The sequence below is a fragment of the Achromobacter spanius genome, assembly GCF_002966795.1.
In the GTDB taxonomy this organism is placed as follows: domain Bacteria; phylum Pseudomonadota; class Gammaproteobacteria; order Burkholderiales; family Burkholderiaceae_B; genus Achromobacter; species Achromobacter spanius_D.
In genome coordinates this window covers 2,198,049-2,223,814 of record NZ_CP023270.1, presented here as the reverse complement: position 1 = coordinate 2,223,814, position 25,766 = coordinate 2,198,049, and the positions used below count along the sequence as shown (strand labels likewise).

Here is a 25,766-nt window from a genome sequence, read left to right as displayed (position 1 = left end):
TTATGACCGGCGGCAATCCGCTATCCCTTCTCGCCCACGACGGTTCCATGACTGCACCTGCTTGCCCCAAAACCGATTACTTCGGCCTGACCATTCCCTTCATGAGTTTCATCGGACTGGTGCCGGAAAGCATCGCGCCCGCCTATGCCCGCACCACGCTGCCGTGGCGCGAAGACCTGACCAACAGCCGCGGCGACGTGCACGGCGGCACGCTGATGAGCGTGCTGGACTTCACGCTGTCGGCCGCTGCGCGCGGGTCCGCGGACGGCACCGAGGGCATGGCCACCATCGACATGAACACTTCGTTCCTGTCTCCCGCCACGGGCGATCTGGTCATCGAAGCGCGCTGCCTGCGCCGCGGCGCGTCCATCGCCTTCTGTGAGGGCGACATCCGGCGCGCCGATGGCGAACTGGTGGCGCGCGCCACCGCCACGTTCAAGATCATCCGCCGCCGTCCGGGCGGCGACTGATCTTATTTAGTCCTGCCTGCTTTCGTCCTGCATTCGGTCGCCCGGCCTTATTTCGGCAGGTCGCGCGACGGCTTGACGGGCGGGCGCGGATCCAGCGGCATGTACGTGCTGCACGACACCAGTCCGTAGTACACCGCGTCCTGCATCGCGCGCATGGCGGCGGCATCCCACGTGCCCTTGCCCCACATCACGATGCGCACGTCCGTGGACTTCGGGCCCTCGGACTTCAGGTCGACGCGCGTCATCTCGCGATCGGAATACGGCGCCAGCACGCGCACCACGCCGGACTGCGCGCTCTCGTTCAGGTCGGACACGACGCGGTAGGCGTTGTCGGTGCTGCGCAGGCACGCGTTGGACTGGCGGATGACCGCGTCGTAGGCGTCCTTGAAGGCGACCGGCGCCTTGAATTCGCTGTGCGGCGACCCGCTGTCCGGCGAAATGCCGAGCGAGCAGCCGGCCAGTCCCAAGACCAGCGCCGAGGCCGCGACCAGATTCCTGTACATGTAAATCTCCAGAAGAAGTGCCGCGATTATCCCGCAAACCGCCTGACGGCATAAGTGGTGCCGGATCTGCAGGCCCGGTTCGACACCCCTCGCGCGGCTATGGCATTATCGACCAGCCCATTTGCAACGCGGATCGACATCACGGAGGTTTCCCTTGTTCTCATTTCTGCGCACCGTCCTGGCAGCCGGCATTGTCGGCGCCTCCCTGGGTGCCTGCGCCACGCAGCCGCCTCCCCGCGCCTATCCCCTGAAAGATTTCTTCCGCAATCCTGAGCGCGGCTATTTCCGCCTGTCGGACGACGGCCAGACGCTCTCGTTCATGCAGCCCACCAGCGTGGACGGCAACCCCGCCCGCATGAACATCTACGTGCAGCCGCTGCAAGGCAGCCAGCTCGTGGGCGAGCCGCGCCAGCTGACCAGCGAGACCGCGCGCGACATCAGCGGCTATTTCTGGAAAGGCCCTGACGTGGTGCTGTACCAGAAGGATTTCGGCGGCGACGAGAACTTCCACGTCCTGGCCGTCGACGCCAAGACGGGCAAGATCACCGACCTGACCCCCTACGAGGGCGTGCGCGCCGGCATCGAGGACGACCTGGAAGACGATCCCGACCACGTGCTGATCAGCCACAACCAGCGCAACCCCGAGGTCTTCGACGTCTACCGCGTCAACGTCCACACCGGCGCGGCCGTGCTGGTGGCGCAAAATCCGGGCAACATCGTCGGCTGGCAGACCGACCACGCCGGCAAGGTGCGCGCCGCCGTCGCCAGCGACGGGCTGAACACCACCCTGCTCTACCGCGACGACGAAGCGTCCGACTTCCGCCCCCTCATCACCACCGACTACCGCACCAGCGTCAGCCCGGCGTTCTTCACGTTCGACGACAAGAAGTTTTACGCGCTGAGCAACCGCGGCCGCGACAAGCTGTCGCTGGTCGTCATCGACCCGGCCACGCCGGACGCCGAAGACGTCATCTTCACGCCCGACGCCGTCGATCTGGACGGCGCGGCATTCTCGCGCAAGCGCCGCGTGCTGACCGTGGCGTCCTACCAGACCGACAAGCCGCAATACAAGTTCTTCGACGCGGAAACCGAAGCGCTGTACAAGACGCTTGCCGAGCGCCTGCCAGGTTACGACGTCGTCATCCAGGGCGGCAACCGCGACGAGAACAAGTTCATCGTGGCGGCCTACAACGACCGCACGGCCGGCTCACGCTACATCTACGACGCGGTGGCCGGCACGCTGACCAAGCTGGCGGACTTGAATCCCGCCATCCCCGAGGCCGACATGTCGCGGGTGCAGCCCATCAGCTACCAAAGCCGCGACGGCAGGACCATCCACGGTTATCTGACGCTGCCCGCCGGCCGTACGCCCAAGAACCTGGCCTGCGTCGTCAATCCGCACGGCGGCCCGTGGGCGCGCGACGGCTGGGGCTACAACCCCGAAGTGCAATTCCTGGCCAACCGCGGTTTCTGCGTGCTGCAGATGAACTTCCGCGGGTCCACCGGCTACGGCCGCGACTTCTGGGAAGCGGGCTTCGGGCAATGGGGCCTGAAGATGCAGGACGACATCACCGACGGCGTGCAATGGCTGGTCGAGCAAGGCATTGCCGACCCCAAGCGCATCGGCATCTACGGCGCCAGCTACGGCGGCTACGCCACGCTGGCCGGCGTGGCCTTCACGCCCGACCTGTATGCCGCGGCCGTGGACTACGTGGGCGTGTCCAACCTCTTCACGTTCATGAAGTCCATTCCGCCCTACTGGAAGCCCATGCTGGACAAGATGCAGGACATGGTGGGCGACCCGGTGCGCGACCGCGACCGCCTGACCGCGACCTCGCCGGCGCTGCACGCGGACAAGATCAGGACGCCGCTGTTCGTGGCGCAGGGCGCCAAGGATCCACGCGTGAACAAGGACGAGAGCGACCAGATGGTGTCGGCGCTCAAGGCGCGTGGCGTGGACGTGGAATACATGGTCAAGGACAACGAAGGGCATGGCTTTCACAACGACGAGAACAAGTTCGAGTTCTACGAGGCCATGGAAAAGTTCCTGACGGAACACCTCAAGCCGTAGTCCCTGCGGTTTCCGCTTCCAGGGCATTCGCGGCGGCCGGCAGGCCGCCGCTTGTCTTGACGACGCCACGGCCGCTCCAGGCCATTTCCACGCGGTCCCGCCCCTGCTCCTTGGCCCGGTACAACGCCACGTCGGCCCGCGCCAGGATGACGTCGGCGCTGTCGCCCGGCTGGTAGGACGCTAGCCCGCCGCTGGTCGTCATCTGCACTTCCAGCCCTTGCAGATAGAGCGGCATGTCGCGCAGGGCGTCACAGACGCGCTGCGCCTGCACGAGCGCGCTCGCCGGATCGCAGTCGTACATCAGCAGCACGAATTCCTCGCCGCCCAGCCGGCCGAAGCGGTCGCTCGAGCGCACCGCGTTCTGCACCACGCGCGCGAAGTGGCGCAGCGCGGTGTCGCCGCCCGCATGGCCATAGCGGTCGTTGATGGATTTGAAGTGGTCGATGTCCAGCACCAGCACCGCCAGCTTGCCGCCGGTGCGCTCGCAGCGCTGCAGCTCGTGTTCCAGCTCATCCATGATGCTGCGCCTCGAATACGCCTGCGTCAGGCTGTCGAACGTCAGCGCCGCCTGCATCTTTTCCGCCTGGCTGCTCTGGATCATGAAGAGCAGCGCAAGAAAGAGTCCGGGCACCGTGACGGAGCCGCAAACAATGAAGAACAGGCTCCACGCCGACGGCTGCAGCAGCGACACCGGCGTCTCCACGCCCGCGCCGTACACATACCCGCGCAACGCATGCAGCGCCACCACCCCAAAGAACGCCAGCAGCAGGTACAGCACGACGCCCCTCGTCTTGATCCGCTTGCGCTGTCTGAAGATGACGGCACCTGTCGCTGCCATCAGCACGCAGGTGTAGACGGAATACAGCACCATGCGCCACACCAGGCTGTCGCTGCGGTACAGCAGCAGGGCAAAGCCGAACGTGCACAGCGAGCACAGCACGGTCGTGCGCAGGATATGCGGATGCATGCCGAAGAACTGCCGCACGCCGATGTACACCAGCGCGGCGGAACAGGCCCAGGCGGCGTTGGACACCATCACATAGGCGGCGGGCGGGATCATCTCGGCCGACGCATAGGCCAGCAGGGACAGCACGGCCAGCGCGTTGGCCGCCATGAACGCGGGCACGCCTTCGACGCCGCGAACATGAAAGGGCAGCAGCAACGGCAACGCCAACGCCGTGGCCAGGCCCCACATCAGGAAAAACAGGCTAGTCGTCATGGTTCACTCCGGCTCAGGCTTGTCGGCCTGCCCCGCCGTTGGAATGCAGTTGCACTGGGTTCGCGCTAGAAACGCGCGTTACACGTCAGCATTCTTGATGCTTTTTGTTACGAGAATGGCGAAAGGACGCGCATGACGTTTGCCCTGTTGGGCAACGCGCGTCTGTCCGTCCAGAACCTTTACCGCCGCGCCGAGACGATTGCACGGCCTGCGACGAGAGAATACGCCAAGGCGCCTTCGCCGTGACGCCCCCTTTGCAGTAATTGACAGTTAACTTGGGCAATCTTCCGTAAAGTTCCATCCGTCGACGGCGCAGCATAAGCGCCGCGATCACGCCCCACGGGCGTGGCGCGTACTAGCCATGCACTCCGAATACGCGAGTGCGAAGGTCCCCGTAGCGGGCGCCGCGCAACTCCCAATCAAACGTTCGTCTCCGCGCTGCCGGCGCCTTGTTCGCCAGCGGCCGCCTTTTGCCGGGTGCTTGCGCCCGTCCGGCGCGGCGGAGCCATGGACGCCCCGAATTGCCACTGCGGATGTCATACAGATGCCAATCGAACGACCCAGGCGGCCAAACGCCGTTGGACCCAGACTGAACCTGATCGCGGCCGGCGCCATGCTGGCGCCCGTGCTGGCGCTTGCCGGCCCGTCGAACAACCACGACGCGCCGATCGAGCGCGCCCGTGCCGGCGGCTACGCACCTTCGGCCGAGGTCCAGTTGGCCGAGGCGCGGGCCTACCGCGACGCACAGCGCTGGCCGCAGGCGCTTGCCAGCTTCCGCACGGGCCTGCGCCGCCATCCGGGCGAATCCGCCTTCGCGGCCGGCGAGATCATGACGCTGGCCGATGCCGGACAATTTCAGGCCGCCATCGCCGCGGGCGAGAAGCGCATCGCCCGATACCCGCGCGACCCCGACGCCCGGCTCGCGCTCAGCTACGTCTATGCGCGGCAATCCCTGCCCTTTGAAGCCTTGCATCAGGCCGACCAGGCCCTGGCGCTGGCGCCCGCCACATCCTACGTGCTGCGCGAATACATCCAGGCGCTCCAGGGCGCGCGCATGGCCGACGTGGCGCTGGACTGGGCGCGCCGCCATGAAACGCTGTTTACACCCGCTCAGATGCGCACCCTGCAGGCCGACGCGTTGGCGCAGGAAACGCGGCTGTCGGCGATGCCGGCGCGTGGCGAGGCCGAACGGTTTGCCATCGCCGACCGCGCGCTGGCGGGCTACGACGCCGCGATTGCCGATTGGCGGCAACTGGGCGACGAGGCCCGCGCCGACGTGCTGCGCGCCCGCATCGACCGCCTGCACGCCTTGCACGCCCGGGTACGCATGCAGGAGCTGATCCAGGAATACGAGGCCTTGGTGGCAGAGGGGGTCGACGTGCCGCGCTACGCGCTCAGCGACGTGGCCTCCGCCTATCTGTATCTGCGCCAGCCCGAGCGCGCCCGTGATCTGTACCGGCAGGTGGCCGCCACCGACAGCGCGCCCGGCGACGATCCGGCGCAGCGCCTGGCCACGCAGACCGGCCTGTACTACGCGCTGGCCGAAGGCGAACAGTTCGACGAGACGCCCCCGATCACGGACGCCGTTCAGTCCGGCTACGCCCCCTGGCTGTACTACAAGGGCCAGGCCACGCGCATGCCCAACGACCTGAACCTGGAAAGCCGCCAGACGCTGGCCGCCACGCACCTTCAGGCCGACGACACGGTCCAGGCCCACCAGCGCCTGTCGCACATGGTGCAGCAGGCGCCCAACAATTCCGCATTGCGCAGCGACCTGGCCACCGTCCACCGCGCCCGCTCGCTGCCCCGCGCCTCGGAAATTGAACTGAAGCTGGCCGAAACGCTGGCCCCGCGCGACCTGGCCGTGGAGAACGGCCAGGGCTTCACCGCCCTGGACCTGCAGGAATGGCGGCAGGCCGAGGCGCTGTCCGCCGACACGCTGGCCCGTTCGCCGGAAAACCTGACCAGCCGGCGTCTGGCCCGCGAATGGGAGGTCCACCGCAAGGCCGAACTGCGCATCACCGGCTATCGCGGCCTGGCCTCGGACAGTCCCGTCACGGGCAATGGCGACTTCGGCATCGACGCCGTCCTGTATTCGCCGCCCATGGGCTACGACTGGCGCGTTTTTGGCGGCGGCGGCTACGCATCGGGAGACTTCGAGGAAGGCCGCGGCATCTACCGCTGGCTGCGCACCGGCGTGGAATGGCGCGTGCGCGACCTGACGGTGGAAGGCGAAGTGTCCACCAACGACTACGGCCACGGCGTCAAGCCCGGCGCGCGCCTGTCCGCCGCGTATGACCTGAACGACCACTGGCAGGTGGGCGGCTCGGCCGAAATCCTGTCGCGCGACACGCCGCTGCGCGCGCTGACCAACGACGTCTCGTCCAATGGCCTGTCGATGTACGTGCGCTGGCGCGCCGACGAGCGCCGCGAGTGGACGCTGTCGGCCGCCCCGTCCCGTTTCAGCGACGGCAACACGCGCTGGGCATTCGGGCTGGCCGGCCGCGAGCGCGTCTACACCGCGCCGCACCTGAAGGCCGACCTGGAGCTGGGCCTGTCGACCCAGCACAACAACCGCGACGACGCGCCCTACTTCAACCCCAGCGCCGACTTCCTGGCCCTGCCCGGCGTCCGGCTGACGCACACGCTGCACCGCCGCTACGAAACCGCGTGGGAGCAGATCGGCACGCTGGGGGCCGGCACCTACAGCCAGCAGGGGTACGGCACGGGCGGCGTCGTGGCATTGGGCTATGGCCAGCGCTACCGCGCCAACGACGTCCTGGACATGGGCTTCATGGTCACCGGCACCAGCCGGCCCTACGACGGCGAGCGCGAGCGCGAACTGCGCGTCGTCTTTGACCTTGCCTACCGCTTCTGACCCGGTTTTCTCGGAAACGACATGATGCTCAAACTGCATACCCGGCTGATTCTGGCCGGCATCCTGTTCCTCATGATTCTTGCGCTGACCGCCTGCGCCAAGGACATCCCCGTCTACACACCGCCCGCCGAGCGCCCCGTCGCGGCCGCCGACCGGCCCTGGGTCAATGGCCAGTTCCTGGCCCTGGCCTATCACGACGTCGAAGACGACGACCCCGACCAGGCCTTTCTCAGCGTGCGCACGGATCGGCTGGCCGAACAGCTGGCCTGGCTGCGCGCCAACGGTTATCAGGCCGTGTCGGTGGATCAAATCCTGGCGGCCCGGCAAGGCGGCAAGCCGCTGCCCGACCGCGCCGTCCTGCTGTCGTTTGACGACGGCTACCGCAGCTTCCACACCCGCGTGCTGCCTATCCTGAAAGCCTACGGCTGGCCGGCGCTGCTGGCGCCCGTGGGCGCCTGGATGGACACCCCGTCCGACCGCCCGGTGGATTTCGGCGGCACGCCCGAGGCCCGCCAACGCTTTCTGAACTGGGACGAGATCCGCGAGATCTCGCGCTCCGGGCTGGTGGAGATTGCCGCGCACACGGACGCCTCGCACTACGGCGCGCTGGCCAATCCGCAGGGCAACACCGAGCCGGCCGCTGCGATCCGGGCATACGACGCACGCACCGGCCAGTACGAGACCGAGGCGCAGTTCGACGCCCGCATGGGCCGCGACGTGGCCGCCATCACGGAAAAGATCCGCAAGGCCACCGGCAAGAAACCCCGCGTGTGGGTCTGGCCGTATGGCGCGGAAGGCGGCTCCACGCTGCGCATCACCGCGGAGAACGGCTACGAGATGGCGCTGACGCTGGAAGACGGACCCGGGCGCCTGTCCCGCCTGATGTCCACGCCGCGCATGCTGCTGGCCAGCGATCCGGCGCTCAAGTCGTTTGCCAACAGCGTGGTGGGCATGGAGGCCGACCCCTTCATGCGCGTCGCGCACATCGATCTGGACTACGTCTACGACCCGGACCCGGAACAGACCGATCGCAATCTGGGCGTGCTGGTGCAGCGCATCCTGGACATGCAGATCAACACGGTATTCCTGCAGGCCTATTCCGACCCGCAGGGCGATGGGCTGGTGAAGTCGCTGTACTTCCCCAACCGCTGGCTGCCGATGCGCGCGGACCTCTTCAACCGCGCGGCCTGGCAGCTGCACAACCGCGCCAACGTGATGGTGTACGCATGGATGCCCGTGCTGGCCTTCGACATGGACTCGGCCCTGCCCCGTGTTGAGCGCTGGGATCCGGACACCGGGCAGGTGGCGCCGGACCCGGACCAGTACCGCCGCCTGTCGCCGTTTGACGCCACCGTGCGTGCGCGCATCGGCGACCTGTACGAAGACCTGGCGCGCCAGGCGATCTTCGACGGCATCCTGTTTCACGACGACGCGCTGCTGTCGGATTTCGAGGACGCCAGCCCCGGCGCGCTGGCCGCGTACCGCGCGGCGGGGTTGCCGGGCAGCATCGCCGAACTGCGCGCCGATCCGGACACGATGCAGCGCTGGACCCGCTACAAGAGCCGCTATCTGGTGGACTTCACTGCGGCGCTTGCCGAAAAGGTACGCGCCGTGCGCGGGCCGCAGATCAAGACGGCGCGCAACATCTACGCCCAGCCCATCCTGAATCCCGACAGCGAAACCTGGTTCGCGCAGAACCTGGACGACTTTCTGGCCGCGTACGACTGGACCGCGCCGATGGCGATGCCGCTGATGGAAAACGTGGCGCCCGGCAAGGAAAACGCGTGGCTGGACGAGCTGGTCGACACCGTCGCCCGCCGGCCCGGCGCGCTGTCCAGGACCGTGTTCGAACTGCAAAGCCGCGACTGGCGCACCGGCCCCGGCCGCCCCGACGCCACGCCGGTGGACACCGACGTGCTGGCCGGCTGGATGCGCCGCCTGCAACTGCGCGGCGCCCGCAGCTTCGGCTACTACCCCGACGATTTCTCGCAAGACCAGCCCCGGTTGCAAGGCATCCGGCCCGCCATCTCCGAAGCCTGGTATCCCCTCCAATGACTGATCGATTGATTGCCCTGCTGATTCTTTGCGCGGTGCTCGGCGCGCCGTTCGGCTTCACCCTGATGCTGACCGGCGAAGCGCTGCTGGGCTTCGTGTTCTTCTATCCCCTGTTCATGTCCGGCATGTGGATGGCGGGCGGCATCTACTTCTGGTGGCATTGGGAACGCCACTGGGCGTGGGGGTCTGAGCGCACCCCGCCCGAACTGGCCGGCTCGCCGCTGGTGTCGATTCTGGTGCCGTGCTTCAACGAAGCCGACAACGGCGAAGAAACCCTGCTGGCCGCCCTGAACCAGAACTATCCGCACATCGAGGTCATCGCCATCAACGACGGGTCGACCGACGGCACGGCCGCGTTGCTGGACCGCATGGCCGCCGAACACTCGCGCCTGCGCGTGGTGCATCTGGCGCAGAACCAGGGCAAGGCCATGGCGCTGCGCATGGGCGCGCTGGCGGCCCGCAGCGAATACCTGGTGTGCATCGACGGCGACGCCCTGCTCGACCCCGATGCCGCCGCGTATCTGGTGGCGCCGCTGATCGACAACCCGCGCGTCGGCGCCGTCACCGGCAACCCGCGCATCCGCACCCGCTCCACGCTGATCGGGCGCATCCAGGTCGGCGAGTTCTCTTCGATCATCGGGCTCATCAAGCGCACACAACGGGTGTACGGGCAGGTCTTCACGGTGTCGGGCGTCGTCGCGGCCTTCCGCCGCGTGGCGCTGGACCGCGCGGGCTACTGGAGCCTGGACATGATCACCGAAGACATCGACATCAGCTGGAAGCTGCAGCGCGACCACTGGTCCATCTTCTATGAACCGCGCGGGCTGTGCTGGATCCTGATGCCCGAGACGCTGCGCGGATTGTGGAAGCAGCGGCTGCGCTGGGCGCAGGGCGGCGCGGAGGTGTTCCTGAAGAACCTGCGCTCGATCTGGAACTGGCGTCACCGCCGGCTGTGGCCGCTGATGGCCGAGTTCTGCCTGTCGACGGCCTGGGCGTTCGCGTTCGCGCTGTCGGTGGTGCTGTGGCTGGTCAGCCAGATCGTCGCGCTGCCCAACAACATGCAGATCGCCAGCCTGCTGCCGCCGGCCTTCACCGGCATGATGCTGGCGGTCGTCTGCCTGCTGCAGTTCGCCGTCAGCATCCTGATCGACCGCCGCTACGAACCGGGCCTGGCGCGCTCGCTGTACTGGGTCATCTGGTATCCGCTGGCCTACTGGATGGTGAGTCTCTTCACCACGCTGGTCAGTTTTCCCAAGGTCATGCTGCGCAAGCAGGCCCAGCGGGCCCGCTGGACCAGCCCCGACCGCGGCATCAAATCACCGGACGCATCATGATCATCACCACGCAACGCTCGCGCGCGGGCTACCTGTTCGACTTCGCGCTGACCGCCTTCGGCTGGTTCGCTTTCGTCTACCTCTTTGGCGCCGGCATCCTGGCGATCCTGCGCGGGGCCGTCAGCGGCCCGGACGCGCCGCTCCTGCCCGTCTTTCTGCCGACGGTGCAGACCTTGTGGGGCTATGCCGTGCTGGCCGTGGTCAACGCCGCGGTGCTGGTGGCGTGGGCCGTGTACAACCACCGCCGCTTCGGCGGCAAGGACCGCCGCAAGCCGATCCGCCCGCTCACCGATCAGCGCTTGGCCAAGAGCTTTGAAGTCAGTGCCGAGCAACTGGCGCAGCTGCGCGCCACCCGCGTGACCGTCATCCACCACGGCAGCGCCGGGCAGATCGACGGCATCGAACACCGCCTGCCGCGCCTGCAATCGCTGCGGACGGGCTGATGCCTGAGGGGCCTGGGGCGGCGGAAGGCTTGTCCCGCCCCGTGCCGGCTACGCCTACACCCGCCGCATCTTCGGCAACAGGATCGCCACCACGCCCAGCAGCGGCAGATAGGCGCACACCTGGTAGACGTAGCCGATGCTGGTGGCGTCGGCCACCCGGCCCAGCACCGCGGCGCCCAGGCCGCCCATGCCAAAGGCAAAGCCGAAGAACAGCCCCGCGATCATCCCCACCTTGCCCGGGACCAGCTCCTGCGCATAGACCACGATCGCGGAGAAGGCCGAGGCCAGCACCACGCCGATGATCACCACCAGCACGCCGGTCCAGAACAGGTCCGCGTGCGGCAGCAGCAGCGTGAAAGGCGCCACGCCCAGGATCGACACCCAGATCACGATCTTGCGGCCGATGCGGTCGCCCACCGGCCCGCCCACCACCGTGCCTACCGCGACGGCGGCCAGGAACAGAAAGAGATACAGCTGCGCCTCGCGCACCGACAGCCCGAACTTGTCGATCAGGTAGAAGGTGAAGTAGCTGTTCAGGCTGGCCAGGTAGAAATACTTCGAGAACACCAGCACGCCCAGCACCGCCAGCGCGCCCAGCACCTGATTGCGCGACAAGCCGTTGCCCGCGCCCTCGCGCCGCACCCGCGGCTTGAGCAGCACGCGGTTGGCGCTGTACCAGCGTCCGATCCACATCAGCACCCCGATGCCGAACAGCGCCGCCAGCGAAAACCACGCCACGCTGCCCTGCCCGTGCGGAATGATGAAAAGCGCCGCCAGAAGCGGCCCCAACGCCGATCCCACATTGCCGCCCACCTGGAACAGCGACTGCGCCAGCCCGTGCCGGCCGCCCGACGCCATGCGCGCCACGCGCGACGATTCCGGATGGAACACCGACGAGCCCGTGCCCACCAGCACCGCCGCCACCAACAGCCAGCCAAACGACGGCGCCATCGACAGCATCAACAGGCCCACCAGCGTGAAGCCCATGCCCACGGGCAACGAGTACGGCTTGGGGTTGCGGTCGGTATAAAAGCCGATGAACGGCTGCAGCAGCGACGCGGCAAGCTGGTAGACCAGCGTGATCAACCCGATCTGCGTGAATGTCAGGCTGAACGAGTCCTTGAGCATGGGATAGATGGCGAGCAGGATCGACTGGATCATGTCGTTCATCAGATGCGCCACGCTGATCGCGCCCAGCACCTTGAAGGCGGTGGAGGGATCGGAGGCGGCAGCCGATGCTGCGGCGGGCGATGCTGCGGCAGCCGATGCTGCGGCAGCCGATGCTGCGGCGGGCGCGGCAGCGGTCGAGACAGACAGGCCGGCAGCGGGATTCTGGGCGGAGTTCATGAGTCGCACGAAGAAAATGGACAAGCCGGCCAAGCGCCGGAACCAGGCATCAGTGTAGGAATCCGGCGCCGGCGCGATCTGCCATTTTTCGTCGAGAAAGTGACAACCACCGTGGCAACACAGTGACAAAATAGACGCCATGCGCGTTCTGGCGCCCCCTCATCCTTTTGTCGGAAGTGACACCATGGTCATTCGCCCTGTCCCCGATCCCAGCCGCAGCATCAACGCACAGGACTACCAGGACCGTCCGCGCGTCGTCACGGCGATGGCCAAGGAGTTTTCCGCCGGCGCGCAGACGGGTCCCCATACCCACCCGCGCGCCCAGCTCATCTATGCCGTCGAAGGCGTGATGCGCGTCACCACGCCCAGCGGCTTCTGGGCGCTGCCGCCGCTGCGCGCGCTGTGGGTGCCGGCGGGCGTGCCGCACGGCGTCGACATGGTGGGCACGGTCTCGATGCGTTCCCTTTACATCCACGCCGACGCGGCCCAGGACTACTGGCCCGAGTGTCAGGTCATCGAGGTCAGCGGCCTGCTGCGCGAACTGATTCTGGCGCTGACGGCCGAGCCCATCGACTATCCGCTTGGGGGACGGGTCGAGCAGATCGCGGGGTTGATCCTGGCCGAGCTGGCCGCCGCGCGCATCGTGCCGATCCAGATTCCCTGGCCGCGTGACCGGCGCCTGCAAGCCATCTGCGCGGCCATCCTGGACCAACCCGGCCTGCAACGCGGCATCGAGGACTGGGGCAGCGAGGTCGGCGCCAGCGCGCGAACGCTGATCCGATTGTTTCAATCCGAACTGGGACTGAATTACCGGCAATGGGTGCAGCAGGTGCGGCTGGCCGACGCGGTGTGCCGGCTGTCGATGGGCGTGCCCGTGGCGCGCATTGCGGCGGACCTTGGCTACCGCAGCGCCAGCGCCTTCTCGGCCATGTTCCACCGCGCGTTGGGCGCCCCGCCCCAGCGCTATCTGGAATCCGTCCCCGGCGCCCCGCGCACCTGAACAAAAGCTGAATAACCGCTCACATGGGCAGATTTCGTTACCGAAACCTTATTGGGCCCTGGGCGGTCTATAGCGTTCTGCCCTAGAATCGCCTGCAATGAGCAATCCCCAGCAATCCTCCGCCAACCCGGGCGGCAAATCGGGCCTCCCCTGGAAACCTCTCCTGGTCAAAGCGGGCATCGCCGCCGCTGGCGCAGCCGTGTGCGGCGCCGTCGTGCTCGGCCTTGCGCTGGCCCTGGCGTGGCCCAGCCTGCCCGACCTGCACGCGATGACCGACTACCGGCCACGCGTGCCCCTGCGCATCTACACCGCGGACAAGGTACTCATCGGCGAATACGGCGAAGAGCACCGCAACGTGCTGCGTTTCGACGAGATCCCCCCGGTGATGCGGCAGGCGGTGCTGGCGGCCGAGGACGACCGCTTCTACAGCCACGGCGGCGTCGACTGGATGGGCGTCGCGCGCGCCGTGCTGACCAACATCGTCAAGGGCTCCAAGTCCCAGGGCGGCAGCACGATCACCATGCAGGTCGCGCGCAACTTCTATCTGTCGTCGGAAAAGACCTATTCGCGCAAGTTCTATGAGCTGCTGCTGACGTTCAAGATCGAATCCGAGCTCACCAAGGACCAGATCCTTGAGCTTTACATGAACCAGATCTACCTGGGCCATCGCGCCTATGGTTTCGCGGCCGCCTCGCGCACGTATCTGGGCAAGCCGCTCTCCGAAGTCACGCCCGCCGAGGCCGCCATGCTGGCCGGCATTCCGAAGGCGCCCTCTCGGTTCAATCCCATCACCAATTACCCGCGCGCCGAGATTCGCCAGCATTACGTGCTGGGCCGCATGAAGACGCTGGGTTACCTGACGCCCGAGCAGACCGACGAAGCCCTGAAACAGCGCCTCACGATCCGCGGCTCTGACGGCAGCAGCACGCGCGGGTTCGCGGTGCACGGCGACTATCCGGCCGAACTGGCCCGCCAGCTGATGTACGGCGTGTTCCAGGAGAACACCTACTCGTCCGGCATCGACGTCTACACCACGATCGATTCCAAGGCGCAGGAAGCCGCCTACCGCGCCGTGCGCGACGGCATCATCGACTACACGCGCCGCGCCGTCTATCCGGGCCCGGAAGACCAGGTCGAGCTGCCCGCCGACGTGGAAAAAGATGCCCAGGCGCTCGACGAAATCCTGGACGGCGTGCAGGAAAAGTCGCCCGACAGCGAAGACCTGCTTGCCGCCGTCGTGCTGGCCGCCAGCCCCACCGAAGTCACCGTGGCGCGCAGCGGGCGCGACATCATCACGATTTCGGACAAGAAGGCCCTGGCGGTTGTGGCCCGCGCGCTCAATCCCAAGGCCAGCGACAACCAGCGCATCCGCCGCGGTTCCGTGGTCTACATCCACAAGAACGGCGACAACTGGGAAATCATCAACATGCCCGCGCTGCAGGCCGCACTGGTGTCGATGGTGCCGCAGGACGGCGCGATCCGCGCCATGATCGGCGGCTTCGACTTCAACCGCGGCCACTTCAACCGCGTCACGCAGGCATGGCGCCAGCCGGGCTCGAACATCAAGCCGTTCGTCTACGCGGCTGCCCTGGAACGGGGCCTGACGCCCGCCACACAGATCTCCGACCAGCCCTTCATGCTGACGGCCGAGCAGACCGGTTCCAAGGCCTGGCAGCCCAAGAACGACGGCAACAAGTACGAGCCCATGCTGACCCTGCGCCAGGGTCTGATGCGGTCCAAGAACATGGTGTCGATCCGCATCCTGCAGGCGATTTCGCCGCAGTACGCGCAGGACTACCTGACGCGTTTCGGTTTCGACAAGGAACGTTGGCCCGCCGTGCTGCCGCTTGCGCTGGGCGCGGGCGGCGCCACGCCGCTGCAGGTCGTCAATGGCTATAGCGTGTTTGCCAACGGCGGCTACCGCGTCACGCCGTATCTCATCGACCACGTCACGGACCGCTCCGGCAACGTGCTGATGAAGACCCAGCCCGTCGTCGCGGGCGACGCGCAGGCACGCGCCATCGACCCGCGCACCGCCTGGGTCATGGACGACATCCTGCGCGACGTCACGGTCAACGGCACCGCCGCCCGCGCGCATCAGGTGCTCAAGCGCAACGACATCGGCGGCAAGACCGGCACCACGAACGATGCCGTGGACGTCTGGTTCTCGGGCTTCACGCAAACGCTGGCCACCACCGTCTGGATGGGCTTTGACCAGCCCAAGTCGCTGGGCACCAACGAGTTCGGCAGCGGCCTGGCGCTCTCCACCTGGCTGGACTACATGCAGCCGGTCTTGAAGGACGTGCCGCAGGCCAAGCCGGCGCCGCGCCCCGACGGCCTGCTGGTCGACAACGGCGAGTACTACTTCTCCGAATTCCCGCCCGGCCAGGCGGTGGCCTCGCTGGACCTGTCTTCCGGCGACGCGCTGACCGACTTCCTGAACAACAACCGCTCGACCGACGGCGTCGACACCTCGGTCAAGCCGCTGCCCCCCGGCGGCGCCATGGCCCCCCAAGACAGTCCCATCCAGCCGCCGCTGATGCCGATCCCCGTGCCCCGTGCCGACGCCGCGCCCGTCCCCGTCCCGCAGGCGCAGGCCATGCCCGCCGCGGGCGGCGTGCAGACGCCAGCCGTCCCTGCCGCGGCCACGCCGGCCGACTCAGCCGGCGTAAGCGCCAGCGCCGTGACCTCCCCCGGCGCCGTGACCGCCCGGCCGCTGTAAGGACCGCGCAGCACGCAAAACGGGCGCCTCACGGCGCCCGTTTTCTTTTGGGTCCGGCCTCGCGCTACTCGGCGGCCGCAGCCTCGGTCACGACCTCGCGCGGCCACGCCTGCAGGGATTCCAGGTTCAAAAAGGTGAAGTAGCCGGCGTTCCAGCCTTCGGTGTCGATGTGGTACACGTTGCCCAGCGCCAGCGGCGACGCCACCGGGGTGTGCCCCGCCACCACCGCCCTGACGCCCAGGATGCCGGTGCGGTCCATCTGGCGCAGGCGGTCGCGCGACCACTGGCATGCCGCGCTGGTGCGTTTGTAGCGGTCCTGCAACGCGGACTCCAGCCGGGGCCAGAACAGCACCGGGCAGTCGGCATGCAGCAATCCGACGGCGCCCGACGACGTTTCCACCTCGATGGCAATCGGCAGCCGGGTGAAGGCTTCGGCAAACACCTCCTGCCGCTCGGCGGGCAGATCCAGAAACCAGCCGCCGCCGTAGCCGCGCCAGTTCTTCACGTCCACCTGCCCCGTGCGCACATGGCGAATCGCGTAGTCCTCGTGGTTGCCTTGCACCGCATAGAACCAGGGCTTTGCCAGCCAGTCCAGCGCGGCCTCGTTCTCGGGCCCGCGATCGACCAGGTCGCCCACGGAAAAGAGCCGGTCGCGGGTGGGGTCGAACCCCAATTCGTCCAGGGCCTGCTGCAGGCGCGAGAAATGTCCGTGCACATCGCCTACCGCGAAATCGCGGCCGGACGCGTTGCGCGGGACCTTGAGAAAACGTTGCTCCATGATGCTTCGGAAATACCGCAAGGAAAATCTGACCCCTCTTTTTAACCCGCTTTGCTCTGTCCCCAGGGCAAGCCCAGTCGGCGAAAGGGTCAAATAGCGTTACGAGAATCCGTCTTGTTCGTGATAATGTTTTCTCCTCTCCCGCACTGCCCTGAAAGAAGCGGCGCCAAGCCGCTTCCCGCCGTCACCATGACCGCCGCGTCCACCATCAAAACCTGGTATCTCGTCCACAAATGGACCAGCCTGGTTTGCACCATTTTTCTGCTCATCATCTGTCTGACCGGTTTGCCGCTCGTGTTCCATCACGAGATCGAGCATTGGCTCGACGACGGCAAACCGCTATCGCAGGTGCCCGCCGGCACACCGCCCGCCAACCTCGACAAGCTCGTGGCCAACGCGCAGGCGATGTATCCGAACGAAGTCGTCGACTACCTGTCCTTCGACCCGGACGAGCCGCAGGTCTTCGTCGGCATGGCCAAGACGCCCGGTGACGGGCTGGCTTCGGGCCACGCGATCCGCATGGATGCCCGCACGGGCGACGTGCTGCTCGATGGCCCGCTTTATACCGAAGACAAGTTTTCGTTCATGGGCATTATGCTGGCGCTGCACGTGGACCTGTTCGCGGGCCTGACCGGCGAGTTGTTCCTCGGTTTCATGGGGCTGCTGTTCTGCGTCGCCATCGTGTCGGGCGTCGTGTTGTACGGCCCGTTCATGAAGAAGCTGGAATTCGGCACGGTGCGCGCCACGCGCTCGACACGCCTTAAATGGCTGGACCTGCACAACCTGCTGGGCATCGTGACGCTGGTCTGGGCACTGGTGGTGGGCTTGACCGGCGTCATCAACGAGCTGTCCACGCCGCTCTTTCGCCTGTGGCAGTCCACCGAATTGCCGCGCGTGCTGGAACCCTACAAGGGCCAGCCCATCCCCACGCAACTGGCCTCGGCCCAATTGGCCGCGGACACGGCGCGCAAGGCCATGCCCGGCAACGACGTGTCGTTCATCTCCTTCCCCGGCAACGCCTTTGGCAGCCCGCAGCACTACATTGCCTGGATGCGCGGCGACTCGCCCCTGACGTCCAAGCTGAACACGCCCGTGCTGATCGACGGCCGGACCGGCGCGCTGACGACCGTGGCGAAAATGCCGTGGTACCTGACCGCGCTGGAAGTCTCGCGGCCGCTGCATTTCGGCGATTACGGCGGCCTGCCGCTCAAGATCATCTGGGCGCTGCTGGACCTCGTCACCATCGTCGTGCTGGTGAGCGGACTGTATCTGTGGCTGGCCCGGCGCCGCGCCACCGAAGCGCGCATCAACGAACTCATCAAGAAACACCAGGCCGCCGCGGCTCCGCAAAGGACACCCGCATGAGCCATTCAACGGGTAAAGGCAGCCGCGGCTTTCTGTTCGTGTGGGGCGTGCCGATCCTGCTGGGCGCGCTCAGCATCTTTGGCCTGCTGGCGGCCCTGCTTGGCACGGGCGCCTGGCATTGGGCGTCATGGACCGCCCTGAGCATCCTGCTCGTGGTCATCGTGCGGTACTGGGTGTTCCCGCTCAAGCACTAGCCGAACAAGTTGCGCCGACGGCGGCCACGCGCGCCGCGTGCCGCCCGCCGGGGTTCTTTCACTACGCGAACTTCTCGGGATCCGGGCCCAGGCGCGGGCCTTCCTTGATGCCGTCGATGGCGGCCATGTCCGCCGGCGACAGTTCGAAGTCGAATACGTCGATGTTCTCGCGGATGCGATCCGGCGTGACGGATTTCGGAATCACGACCAGGTTGTGCTGCAGATGCCAGCGCAGCGTCACCTGCGCCGGCGACTTGCCGTGCTTTTGCGCCAGGTCCAGGATCACCTTTTCCTTCGTGATGTTGCCCTGCGCCAGGGGGCTCCAGGACTCGGTCACGATGCCATGCCGCGCATGAAATGCCCGCAGCGCGGTCTGCGTGAACCCCGGATGCAGTTCGATCTGGTTGACCGCGGGTGTGACGCCGGACGCGTCGATCAGGCGTTCCAAGTTGGCCTGCGTGAAGTTCGACACGCCGATCGCGCGCGCGCGGCCGTCTTCCTTCATCTCGATCATCGCGCGCCAGGCGTCCAGGAACTTCTCGCTGCCCGCGACCGGCCAATGGATGAGGTACAGGTCCACGTACGCCAGCCCCAGCTTCTCCAGGCTTTCGTCGATCGCCTTGTGCGCGTCGTCGTAGCCGTGCTTGTCGTTCCAGAGCTTGGTGGTGATGAACAGGTCCTTGCGCGCCACGCCGGCCGATCGCAATCCCGCGCCCACGCCCGCCTCGTTGCCATAGATGGCCGCGGTGTCCACCGAGCGGTAACCAGCCGCCAGCGCTTCCTTCACGCTGGAGGCTGCCTGATCGTCCGGCACTTGCCAGACGCCCAGGCCCAACTGCGGAATCTTGCCTCCGTCGTTCAATTTCACTGCGGGTACCTTCGCCATAAGACCCTCCGTAGCAAGCGACGCGACCCCGGCGCGGCGAAAACGTGCCCGGTCGCGCAACCAGGGGAGCAGCCGGCCGGACCCCCGATTGGAAGAGAAAGAAACGGGCCCGACGCGCTGCGCCCGTATCGCCAAACCAACTTGAAGCCCCTGATCCAGGCCCGCCCAAACCAGGGGTTATCCCTCAAATAGTACCGCTGGTGCCCCATAATGCCCTGCAAACGGCTTAGCTCCCCTGGCGGAGCCGGCCTCAACCACTGCATCCAGAACATGAATTCTCCTGAAACGCGGCCCGGCAAGGGCGGCGGTCTTGCCACGCTTCGCACCCTGTTTCCCTACCTGTGGCCGCCCGGCAGGACCGGCCTGAAGGTCCGCGTCGTGGCGGCGCTGCTGTGCCTGTTCGCCGCCAAGGCCGCAACCGTCTACGTGCCCCTGCTGTACAAGCAGGCGGTGGACGAACTGGGCAAGGGCGCGCCCGGCACGGTGACGGTGCCGCTGGGCCTGATCCTGGCCTACGGCACCGCCCGCGTGCTCTCGCTGCTGTTCTCCGAACTGCGCGACGCCATCTTCGCGCGCGTCGGCCAGCATGCGATCCGCTCGGTCGGCCTGCAGATCTTCCGGCACCTGCACGGCCTGGCGCTGCGCTTTCACCTGGCGCGGCAGACCGGCGGACTGAACCGCGCCATCGAACGCGGCACCAAGGGCATCCAGACCCTGCTGTCGTTCCTGCTCTTCAACATCCTGCCCACGTTCTTCGAAATCAGCCTGGTCTGCATCGTGCTGTGGAAGATGTTCGACGGCTGGCTGGCGCTGGCCACCGGCGCCACCGTCGTGCTGTACATGGCCTACACGCTTGCCGTGACGGAATGGCGCGCCAAGTTCCGGCGCCAGATGAACGAAACCGACTCCGAGGCCAACACCAAGGCCATCGAGAGCCTGCTGAACTACGAGACCGTCAAGTATTTCGGCAACGAAGAACACGAGGCCCGGCGCTACGACGCCTCGCTCACCCGCTACGAACGCGCCGCCGTGCGCAGCCAGGTCAGCCTGTCGATCCTGAACGTCGGCCAGGCCCTCATCATTTCCTCGGGGCTGACGCTGGTGATGTGGATGGCGGCCAACGGCATCGCCGAGGGCCGCTACACGCTGGGCGACTTCGTGCTGGTCAACACGTACCTGTTGCAGCTCTACACGCCGCTCAGCTTCTTCGGCTTCATCTACCGCGAAATCAAGCAGGCGCTGATCGACATGGAGCGCATGTTCGAGCTGCTGGGCCAGGACCGCGAAGTGGCGGACCGCGCGGGCGCCGCGCCGCTGCAGGTCTCCGGCGGCGCGGTTGAGTTCCGCGACGTGCACTTCGGCTATGACCCGCGCCGCGCCATCCTGAAGGGCGTCAGCTTCTCGATTCCCGCCGGCAAGACGGTGGCCGTGGTGGGCACCTCGGGCGCAGGCAAGTCCACCATCGCGCGCCTGCTGTTCCGCTTCTATGACACCGACAGCGGCGCCATCCTGATCGACGGCCAGGACGTGCGCGAGGTCACGCAGGCCAGCGTGCGCGCGGCCATCGGCGTCGTGCCGCAGGACACCGTGCTCTTTAACGACACCATCCGCTACAACATCGGCTACGGACGGCCGGGCGCCACAGACGCTGAAATCGAGGCTGCCGCGCGCCTCGCCCACATCCACGACCTGATCCTGACCATGCCGGACGGCTACGGCACGATGGTGGGCGAGCGCGGCCTGAAGCTGTCGGGCGGCGAAAAGCAGCGCGTGGCGATTGCCCGCACCATCCTCAAGAATCCGGCCATCTTCCTGTTCGACGAGGCCACCAGCGCGCTGGACACCCATACCGAACGCGAGATCCAGGCCAACCTGCGCGAAGTCAGCCAGGGCCGTAGTACGCTGATCATCGCGCACCGCCTGTCCACCGTGGCCGACGCGGACGAGATCATCGTGCTGGCCGATGGCCGCATCGTCGAGCGCGGCCGCCACCCGCAACTGCTGGCCCAGGGCGGCATCTACGCCGGCATGTGGACCCGCCAGCAGGAAAGCGCCCGGTCGGCGCCGGCGGATTGACAAGCCGCTTCCCCTGTCCGAACATCGCACCCTTTGATTTCCAGGCCTCCCATGCAGGATTCCCCCACCCTCCCCGAAGTCCGCGTCTGCGCCGCCGGCGACCTGGTCAACGGCGGCCTGGGCGTGAAGGTGCCCGTGACCGATGGCGCGGGCCGCACCACCGCCTTCTTCGTGCGCTACCAGGACCGGGTGCATGGCTACCTGAACCGCTGCGCCCACGTCGGCGTCGAACTGGACTGGGAAGGCAGCTTCTTCACCCGCGCGGGCGACCTCATCATGTGCGCCCGCCACGGCGCCACCTACCAGCCCGACACGGGCGTGTGCGTGGGTGGCCCCTGTAGAAACGGACGTTTGACCGCGCTGGACGTGGCCGAGCGCGACGGCAGCGTCTATTGGCAGCCCGCCGGCAAGATCCGTCCGGCGGACGCCGACGCCTGACCGATTCCGGCGCGGCGCAATGGTTCGGATTTTCGCCCGGCTTTACGCCCGCGCCGCCACCGCCTGCACCGGTTCCGCCCGCTCGGCATAACGCCGCGCCAGCACCGCGCAAACCATCAGCTGCATCTGGTGAAAAATCATCAGCGGCAGCACCACCACACCCATCTGCGACGTGCCGAACAGCACGGTCGCAAGCGGAATGCCGGAAGCCAGCGACTTCTTCGATCCGCAGAACACCAGCGTGATCTCGTTCTCCTTGCTCAGCCCCAGCTTGCGGCTGCCCCAAGTCGTGATCCCCAGCACCGCCCCCAGCAACACCGCGTTCACCAGCACCATGGTCGCAAGATCAATGGCCGGAAACGCATGCCAGATGCCCTGCGCGACGGCCTCGCTGAACGCGGTGTAGACGGCCAGCAGGATCGAGCTGCGATCCACCTTGGATAGCGTGCGGCTGTTGCGCAGCGCCCATGCCCCGATCCACGGACGCAGCAGGCTGCCCACCGCGAACGGCAGCAGCAGCTGCAACAGGATGCGGCCGGCATCGGCCAGCCCATGCCCGCCGCCCTGGCGATGCAGCAGCACCGCCACCAGCAGCGGCGTCAGCACGGTGCCCAGCAGATTGGAGGCTGTCGCCGCGCAGATCGCGCCCGGCACGTTGCCGCGCGCCATGGACGTGAACGCGATCGACGACTGCACGGTGGACGACAGCGTGCAGACGAACAGCACGCCGATCCACAGCGACGGCGTCAGCAGCCCGGGAAACAGCGCGCGCAGGCCCAGGCCCAGCGCAGGAAACAGGAGAAAAGTGCAGGCCAGGATCAGCCCGTGCAAGCGCACGTCCTTCACGCCAGACACGATGGCATCCGTGGACAGCCGCGCGCCGTGCAGGAAAAACAGCAGCGAGATCGCCACGTTGCTCGCCACCATCATGAACGTGGCGCCCTTGCCCACGGCCGGGAAAAAACTGGCGAACGCCACGGTGGCGATCAGGATGAGCGTGAACTGGTCGGGCAGGAAGCGGCGCATGGCAAAGGCAAATCCGGAAAATTTCGCCCACTATAGGCGCGGCCCTTGCCATCGTGAAGGCCACTGGGTACTTTAACTGTCATCGGAAATTGCTATGACCGCAGCCCAACCATGCTCAATCCCCTCTGGCTCAAGACCTTCGCGGCAGCCGCCGGCGCGCCCAGCTTCACCGAAGCCGCGCGCCGGCTGGGACTGACCCAGCCCACCGTCAGCGAACACATCCGCCAGCTCGAACAGGCCGTGAATCGGCGCCTGTTCCAGCGCGACACCCATTCGCTCGCGCTGACCAGCGACGGCCGCAGCCTGCTCGTGCATGCCGAGATCATCCTGGCCGCGCACGAAAAGGCCGAGCGCCTCTTCGACGCGCCCCGGCTGCGCGGCCGGATCCGGCTGGGCACCTCGGACGATCTGGCGATGGGTCCCCTGCCCGATGTCCTGGCGGCGTTTCGCCTGGCGCATCCCGAAGTCGAGCTGGACCTGACCATCGGCGTCACCAGCGACCTCTACAAACTGCTGGACGACAACCGCCTGGACGTGATGATCGGCAAGCGCCGGCGCGGCGACCGCCGCGGCCAGACGCTGCACAAGGAGGCGCTGCTGTGGCGCGCCAAGGAAGGCCTGCGCGTGGATCCCGACGAGCCCCTTCCCTTGATCCTGTTGCGCGAGCCCAGCGTGACGCGCACGCTGGCGCTCGACGCGCTGGCCCGAGCTGGCCGCAGCTGGCAGATCGTCTGCACCAGCACCAGTTACGCGGGCTGCCAGGCGGCCGCGCGTGCGGGATTGGGCATCACCGTGCAGCCCTCGCACCTGTCCACCGCAGGCCTGTCGGCGCCCGCGGGCGCCGCCAATCTGCCCGCCCTGCCGCCGGTGGAGTTCATCGTCATCTCGGCTCCCGCGCCGGGCAAACCCACTCGCGCGCTGACCGAGATCCTGATGCGCAGCACCTTGACCTGACGGCCCTATTGCGGCGCGGACCGCGTGTGCTCGACGCTGCCGTGCAACGCCTGCGGCTGCTTGAGCAGATTCAGGATCGGGCACCACGCCTCCACCGCCTCGTGCACGGCGCGCACCGCGTGCTCGTCCGCCGGCGACACGATGTGCGCCGTGTAGCGGATGTTGTGCGGAAAGAACGGCACCGCCTCGTACCCCGGCTTGCCGCCGCGCGGATCCAGGTCGCCTTCGATCGACACCTCCAGCGACTCCAGCGGCAGTTCCAGCTCCGCCGCCTTGATGAGAAAGATGTGGGTCAGGCAACTGCCCAACGATCCCAGCAGCAGTTCGGGCGAACTCGGCCCCAGGTCGTACCCCGCGAAATCGGCGGGGCTGTCGCTCACCACCTGATGATCGCGAATGCGGATGCGCCGCACGCCGCTGCGCCCTTCCGCGCTGACGTGCGCGCGCAGCTTCACCGGCTCGACGGTTTTCGGGTCGCGCCCGTTGCGCAGCAATACGGCGGCGCGCTTCTGGTCCAGATACTCGTTCAACGTACTCATCTTGCAGACCTCGCTTGGAAGAAAAACGTGCGAAGGACGCGCGGCTCAGTGGCGCCGCAGGTCGGTCATGACGATGGGTGCACGATCCATCGCCAGCAGAATCTCGCCCAGGCCGCGCGCGTTGCCGGCCTCCATGCGACCGCCCGGCCCGCAGACGTCGTCGGCGCTGGTCCACTCCGGCGCGGCGTGCGGCAGCAGGCGCGCGCGCAGCCAGCCGCGGCGGTCCACCAGGAACTGCGCGCCCGCCAGGCCGTCCGGCGGCACGCCCGCAGCCAAGGCATAGGCGTCCCACGCCGCAGGGTCCGCCGCCACGCAATCGGCATCCGCGGCGCTTGTGCGGCCGCGCGTCAGCGCCACCGTCAACAGACGCGGATCCTGCGGTTCGGCCGGGGCGCCTGCCGCCTGCGCCACGACGCGCACGGGCAAGCCGCGCAGACCGGTGAGCCGGTCCGCGCGGCCGTCCCTGCAGCTCACCGCCACCACCGGCGCGGAAATCGCCGGCATGCCCGCGCCACCGCTCGTCCCGTAGGCATGCAGGCGCAGGAAGTCCAGCACCTGCCAGACCTCGTCCGGCCGCAGCGCGGCGTCCAGGGCGTGCATGGCGCGTTCGGCCGGCGCATGCCCGCCGTGGGCCAGCCGCCAATACAGCTCACCTTCCAGCCGATTGTCGAATAGCGCCGCACCCAGCACGCTAGGCCACACGGGCAAACTGGCGGCCAGCGGCCCACGCCCATCCGCCGCCGCGCCGTGACACGATGCGCAATGCCGCGCATACAGCCGGCCGCCTTGCAGCACGTTCGCGTCAGAAAACGCCAGCGGCGAGCGTTGATAGGAAGTGTCCCGCGCCTCGGTCAGCAGCAGGCGCGGCGGCGGCCAGCTCGTCGCCAGCGCCAGCGCGGCGGCAACCGCCAGCAGCGCAAGCCGCCATCGCCGCGCGAACAGGGCGGCCACCAGCAATGCCCCTGCCACCGCGCTTTGCGCCAGCGCCAGCCACAGCCGGTTCCAGGTATGCGGGCTGACGGGCAGGTCCGGGTCGTACCGCCAGGCAAATGGCCAGGACACCAGCGCCAACGCGTCCACGGGCTGGCGCCAGATCGACAGGGCAAGCAGCGACACCAACAGCCCCAACGCGCCCATCGCGGCCGCCACGCCGCGCCGCCACGCCGGTCTGGCGGCCGCAGCCACCTCGCCCGCGCGGCTGTGCAGCCATGCCGCGGCCAGGCCCGTCAAGAGCAGGAGGGCCGCCAACCCCAGCGCCAGATGTCCCACGCGCGAACCCAGCAATCCAGGCAATCCGGGCACTGCTTGCCAGGCCAAGGCCAGCAGTACGGCGCACGCCACGAACGCCCCGCCAGCGAGCCACGGCAGGCGCAGGACAGCGCCCCGCCCTGCCCCGGCCGCCTTGCCCGCCACCGCCGACCACACCATCAATGCGCCGCCCACCACGGCGGCGGCCATCGCAAGCCCC

The 25,766-nt window shown here is 67.5% G+C and carries 21 protein-coding genes; 13 read left to right on the top strand and 8 right to left on the bottom strand.

Features of this window, described 5'->3' with window-relative positions:
- Positions 1-47: 47 nt before the first annotated feature.
- Positions 48-470: a PaaI family thioesterase gene (locus tag CLM73_RS09890; RefSeq protein WP_105241451.1), complete on the top strand. Its 423-nt coding sequence runs from the start codon at positions 48-50 to the stop codon at positions 468-470.
- 47 nt (positions 471-517) lie between these two features.
- Here CLM73_RS09890 and CLM73_RS09885 read toward each other — a convergent pair whose 3' ends face one another.
- Positions 518-973 carry a BPTD_2524 family lipoprotein gene (locus tag CLM73_RS09885; RefSeq protein ID WP_105238273.1) on the bottom strand — a complete coding sequence of 152 codons (456 nt, stop codon included), beginning with the start codon at positions 971-973 and terminating at the stop codon, positions 518-520.
- A gap of 154 nt (positions 974-1,127) precedes the next feature.
- Here CLM73_RS09885 and CLM73_RS09880 point away from each other — a divergent pair, with 154 nt between their 5' ends.
- Positions 1,128-3,044 carry an alpha/beta hydrolase family protein gene (locus tag CLM73_RS09880; protein WP_105238272.1) on the top strand — a complete coding sequence of 639 codons (1,917 nt, stop codon included), beginning with the start codon at positions 1,128-1,130 and terminating at the stop codon, positions 3,042-3,044.
- Here the strand turns inward: CLM73_RS09880 and CLM73_RS09875 are convergent.
- Entirely contained in the window at positions 3,034-4,263 is a 1,230-nt protein-coding gene (locus tag CLM73_RS09875) for a GGDEF domain-containing protein (RefSeq protein ID WP_105238271.1), read from the bottom strand. The two genes, CLM73_RS09880 and CLM73_RS09875, sit on opposite strands and share 11 nt — an antisense overlap.
- Positions 4,264-4,807: 544 nt before the next feature.
- Here CLM73_RS09875 and pgaA point away from each other — a divergent pair.
- The 4 genes from pgaA to pgaD are packed head-to-tail and all read left to right on the top strand — an operon-like array spanning position 4,808 to position 10,973.
- Entirely contained in the window at positions 4,808-7,141 is a 2,334-nt protein-coding gene (gene pgaA / locus CLM73_RS09870) for a poly-beta-1,6 N-acetyl-D-glucosamine export porin PgaA (RefSeq protein ID WP_105238270.1), read from the top strand.
- 21 nt (positions 7,142-7,162) lie between these two features.
- A complete protein-coding gene (pgaB, locus tag CLM73_RS09865; protein ID WP_105238269.1) occupies positions 7,163-9,196 on the top strand; it encodes a poly-beta-1,6-N-acetyl-D-glucosamine N-deacetylase PgaB in 2,034 nt (677 codons plus the stop codon).
- Positions 9,193-10,530 (top strand): poly-beta-1,6-N-acetyl-D-glucosamine synthase, encoded by a 1,338-nt coding sequence (pgaC, locus tag CLM73_RS09860; RefSeq protein WP_105238268.1) that lies wholly within the window; start codon positions 9,193-9,195, stop codon positions 10,528-10,530. The genes pgaB and pgaC overlap by 4 nt, the downstream gene beginning before the upstream one ends.
- Entirely contained in the window at positions 10,527-10,973 is a 447-nt protein-coding gene (gene pgaD, locus CLM73_RS09855; RefSeq protein WP_105238267.1) for a poly-beta-1,6-N-acetyl-D-glucosamine biosynthesis protein PgaD, read from the top strand. Before pgaC ends, pgaD begins: the two co-directional genes overlap by 4 nt.
- Before the next feature lie 54 nt (positions 10,974-11,027).
- On the opposite strand, the gene CLM73_RS09850 is transcribed toward pgaD, so the two are convergent.
- Positions 11,028-12,320 (bottom strand): MFS transporter, encoded by a 1,293-nt coding sequence (locus CLM73_RS09850; RefSeq protein WP_105241450.1) that lies wholly within the window; start codon positions 12,318-12,320, stop codon positions 11,028-11,030.
- A 184-nt stretch (positions 12,321-12,504) separates the two neighbouring features.
- Between CLM73_RS09850 and CLM73_RS09845 the strand changes: the two genes are divergently transcribed.
- Both CLM73_RS09845 and CLM73_RS09840 read left to right on the top strand, forming a co-directional pair.
- Positions 12,505-13,320 (top strand): AraC family transcriptional regulator, encoded by an 816-nt coding sequence (locus CLM73_RS09845; RefSeq protein WP_105238266.1) that lies wholly within the window; start codon positions 12,505-12,507, stop codon positions 13,318-13,320.
- 97 nt (positions 13,321-13,417) lie between these two features.
- A complete protein-coding gene (locus CLM73_RS09840; protein WP_105238265.1) occupies positions 13,418-16,042 on the top strand; it encodes a penicillin-binding protein 1A in 2,625 nt (874 codons plus the stop codon).
- Between the two features lie 64 nt (positions 16,043-16,106).
- Here the strand turns inward: CLM73_RS09840 and CLM73_RS09835 are convergent, their stop codons facing one another.
- On the bottom strand, positions 16,107-16,820 hold the full coding sequence (locus tag CLM73_RS09835; protein WP_056569753.1) for a metallophosphoesterase: 714 nt from the start codon (positions 16,818-16,820) through the stop codon (positions 16,107-16,109).
- A 189-nt stretch (positions 16,821-17,009) separates the two neighbouring features.
- On the opposite strand from CLM73_RS09835, the gene CLM73_RS09830 reads away from it, so the two are divergent.
- Together CLM73_RS09830 and CLM73_RS09825 are read left to right on the top strand one after the other, a co-directional pair.
- Entirely contained in the window at positions 17,010-18,185 is a 1,176-nt protein-coding gene (locus CLM73_RS09830) for a PepSY-associated TM helix domain-containing protein (protein WP_105238264.1), read from the top strand.
- Complete coding sequence (locus tag CLM73_RS09825) at positions 18,182-18,379, top strand: hypothetical protein (RefSeq protein WP_105238263.1); 198 nt, start codon at positions 18,182-18,184, stop codon at positions 18,377-18,379. Before CLM73_RS09830 ends, CLM73_RS09825 begins: the two co-directional genes overlap by 4 nt.
- 61 nt (positions 18,380-18,440) lie before the next feature.
- Here CLM73_RS09825 and CLM73_RS09820 read toward each other — a convergent pair whose 3' ends face one another.
- Positions 18,441-19,265: an aldo/keto reductase gene (locus tag CLM73_RS09820; RefSeq protein WP_105238262.1), complete on the bottom strand. Its 825-nt coding sequence runs from the start codon at positions 19,263-19,265 to the stop codon at positions 18,441-18,443.
- 270 nt (positions 19,266-19,535) lie between these two features.
- On the opposite strand from CLM73_RS09820, the gene CLM73_RS09815 reads away from it, so the two are divergent.
- Entirely contained in the window at positions 19,536-21,341 is a 1,806-nt protein-coding gene (locus tag CLM73_RS09815; RefSeq protein ID WP_105238261.1) for an ABCB family ABC transporter ATP-binding protein/permease, read from the top strand.
- 51 nt (positions 21,342-21,392) lie between these two features.
- Positions 21,393-21,779, top strand: coding sequence for a Rieske (2Fe-2S) protein (locus CLM73_RS09810; RefSeq protein ID WP_105238260.1), 387 nt, complete (start codon positions 21,393-21,395; stop codon positions 21,777-21,779).
- Between the two features lie 42 nt (positions 21,780-21,821).
- Here the strand turns inward: CLM73_RS09810 and CLM73_RS09805 are convergent, their stop codons facing one another.
- Positions 21,822-22,805 (bottom strand): bile acid:sodium symporter family protein, encoded by a 984-nt coding sequence (locus tag CLM73_RS09805; RefSeq protein WP_105238259.1) that lies wholly within the window; start codon positions 22,803-22,805, stop codon positions 21,822-21,824.
- Between the two features lie 111 nt (positions 22,806-22,916).
- Here CLM73_RS09805 and CLM73_RS09800 point away from each other — a divergent pair, with 111 nt between their 5' ends.
- Positions 22,917-23,759 (top strand): LysR substrate-binding domain-containing protein, encoded by an 843-nt coding sequence (locus tag CLM73_RS09800; RefSeq protein ID WP_105238258.1) that lies wholly within the window; start codon positions 22,917-22,919, stop codon positions 23,757-23,759.
- A 5-nt stretch (positions 23,760-23,764) separates the two neighbouring features.
- Here the strand turns inward: CLM73_RS09800 and CLM73_RS09795 are convergent, their stop codons facing one another.
- Complete coding sequence (locus CLM73_RS09795; RefSeq protein ID WP_105238257.1) at positions 23,765-24,298, bottom strand: OsmC family protein; 534 nt, start codon at positions 24,296-24,298, stop codon at positions 23,765-23,767.
- 45 nt (positions 24,299-24,343) lie between these two features.
- Entirely contained in the window at positions 24,344-25,756 is a 1,413-nt protein-coding gene (locus CLM73_RS09790) for a c-type cytochrome (protein WP_234015842.1), read from the bottom strand.
- Positions 25,757-25,766 lie beyond the last annotated feature (10 nt).

Excerpts from the sequence above, each read along its gene's own strand:
- CLM73_RS09790 (WP_234015842.1), bottom strand. The coding sequence starts at position 25,756 with ATGGCCGCCGCCGTGGTGGGCGGCGCATTGATGGTGTGGTCGGCGGTG.
- CLM73_RS09885 (WP_105238273.1), bottom strand. The coding sequence starts at position 973 with ATGTACAGGAATCTGGTCGCGGCCTCGGCGCTGGTCTTGGGACTGGCC.
- CLM73_RS09840 (WP_105238265.1), top strand. The coding sequence starts at position 13,418 with ATGAGCAATCCCCAGCAATCCTCCGCCAACCCGGGCGGCAAATCGGGC.
- CLM73_RS09820 (WP_105238262.1), bottom strand. The coding sequence starts at position 19,265 with ATGGCGAAGGTACCCGCAGTGAAATTGAACGACGGAGGCAAGATTCCG.
- CLM73_RS09830 (WP_105238264.1), top strand. The coding sequence starts at position 17,010 with ATGACCGCCGCGTCCACCATCAAAACCTGGTATCTCGTCCACAAATGG.
- CLM73_RS09850 (WP_105241450.1), bottom strand. The coding sequence starts at position 12,320 with ATGAACTCCGCCCAGAATCCCGCTGCCGGCCTGTCTGTCTCGACCGCT.
- CLM73_RS09825 (WP_105238263.1), top strand. The coding sequence starts at position 18,182 with ATGAGCCATTCAACGGGTAAAGGCAGCCGCGGCTTTCTGTTCGTGTGG.
- pgaB (WP_105238269.1), top strand. The coding sequence starts at position 7,163 with ATGATGCTCAAACTGCATACCCGGCTGATTCTGGCCGGCATCCTGTTC.
- CLM73_RS09845 (WP_105238266.1), top strand. The coding sequence starts at position 12,505 with ATGGTCATTCGCCCTGTCCCCGATCCCAGCCGCAGCATCAACGCACAG.
- CLM73_RS09890 (WP_105241451.1), top strand. The coding sequence starts at position 48 with ATGACTGCACCTGCTTGCCCCAAAACCGATTACTTCGGCCTGACCATT.
- CLM73_RS09875 (WP_105238271.1), bottom strand. The coding sequence starts at position 4,263 with ATGACGACTAGCCTGTTTTTCCTGATGTGGGGCCTGGCCACGGCGTTG.
- CLM73_RS09815 (WP_105238261.1), top strand. The coding sequence starts at position 19,536 with ATGAATTCTCCTGAAACGCGGCCCGGCAAGGGCGGCGGTCTTGCCACG.
- CLM73_RS09800 (WP_105238258.1), top strand. The coding sequence starts at position 22,917 with ATGCTCAATCCCCTCTGGCTCAAGACCTTCGCGGCAGCCGCCGGCGCG.
- pgaC (WP_105238268.1), top strand. The coding sequence starts at position 9,193 with ATGACTGATCGATTGATTGCCCTGCTGATTCTTTGCGCGGTGCTCGGC.
- CLM73_RS09810 (WP_105238260.1), top strand. The coding sequence starts at position 21,393 with ATGCAGGATTCCCCCACCCTCCCCGAAGTCCGCGTCTGCGCCGCCGGC.
- pgaA (WP_105238270.1), top strand. The coding sequence starts at position 4,808 with ATGCCAATCGAACGACCCAGGCGGCCAAACGCCGTTGGACCCAGACTG.
- CLM73_RS09835 (WP_056569753.1), bottom strand. The coding sequence starts at position 16,820 with ATGGAGCAACGTTTTCTCAAGGTCCCGCGCAACGCGTCCGGCCGCGAT.
- CLM73_RS09795 (WP_105238257.1), bottom strand. The coding sequence starts at position 24,298 with ATGAGTACGTTGAACGAGTATCTGGACCAGAAGCGCGCCGCCGTATTG.
- CLM73_RS09805 (WP_105238259.1), bottom strand. The coding sequence starts at position 22,805 with ATGCGCCGCTTCCTGCCCGACCAGTTCACGCTCATCCTGATCGCCACC.
- pgaD (WP_105238267.1), top strand. The coding sequence starts at position 10,527 with ATGATCATCACCACGCAACGCTCGCGCGCGGGCTACCTGTTCGACTTC.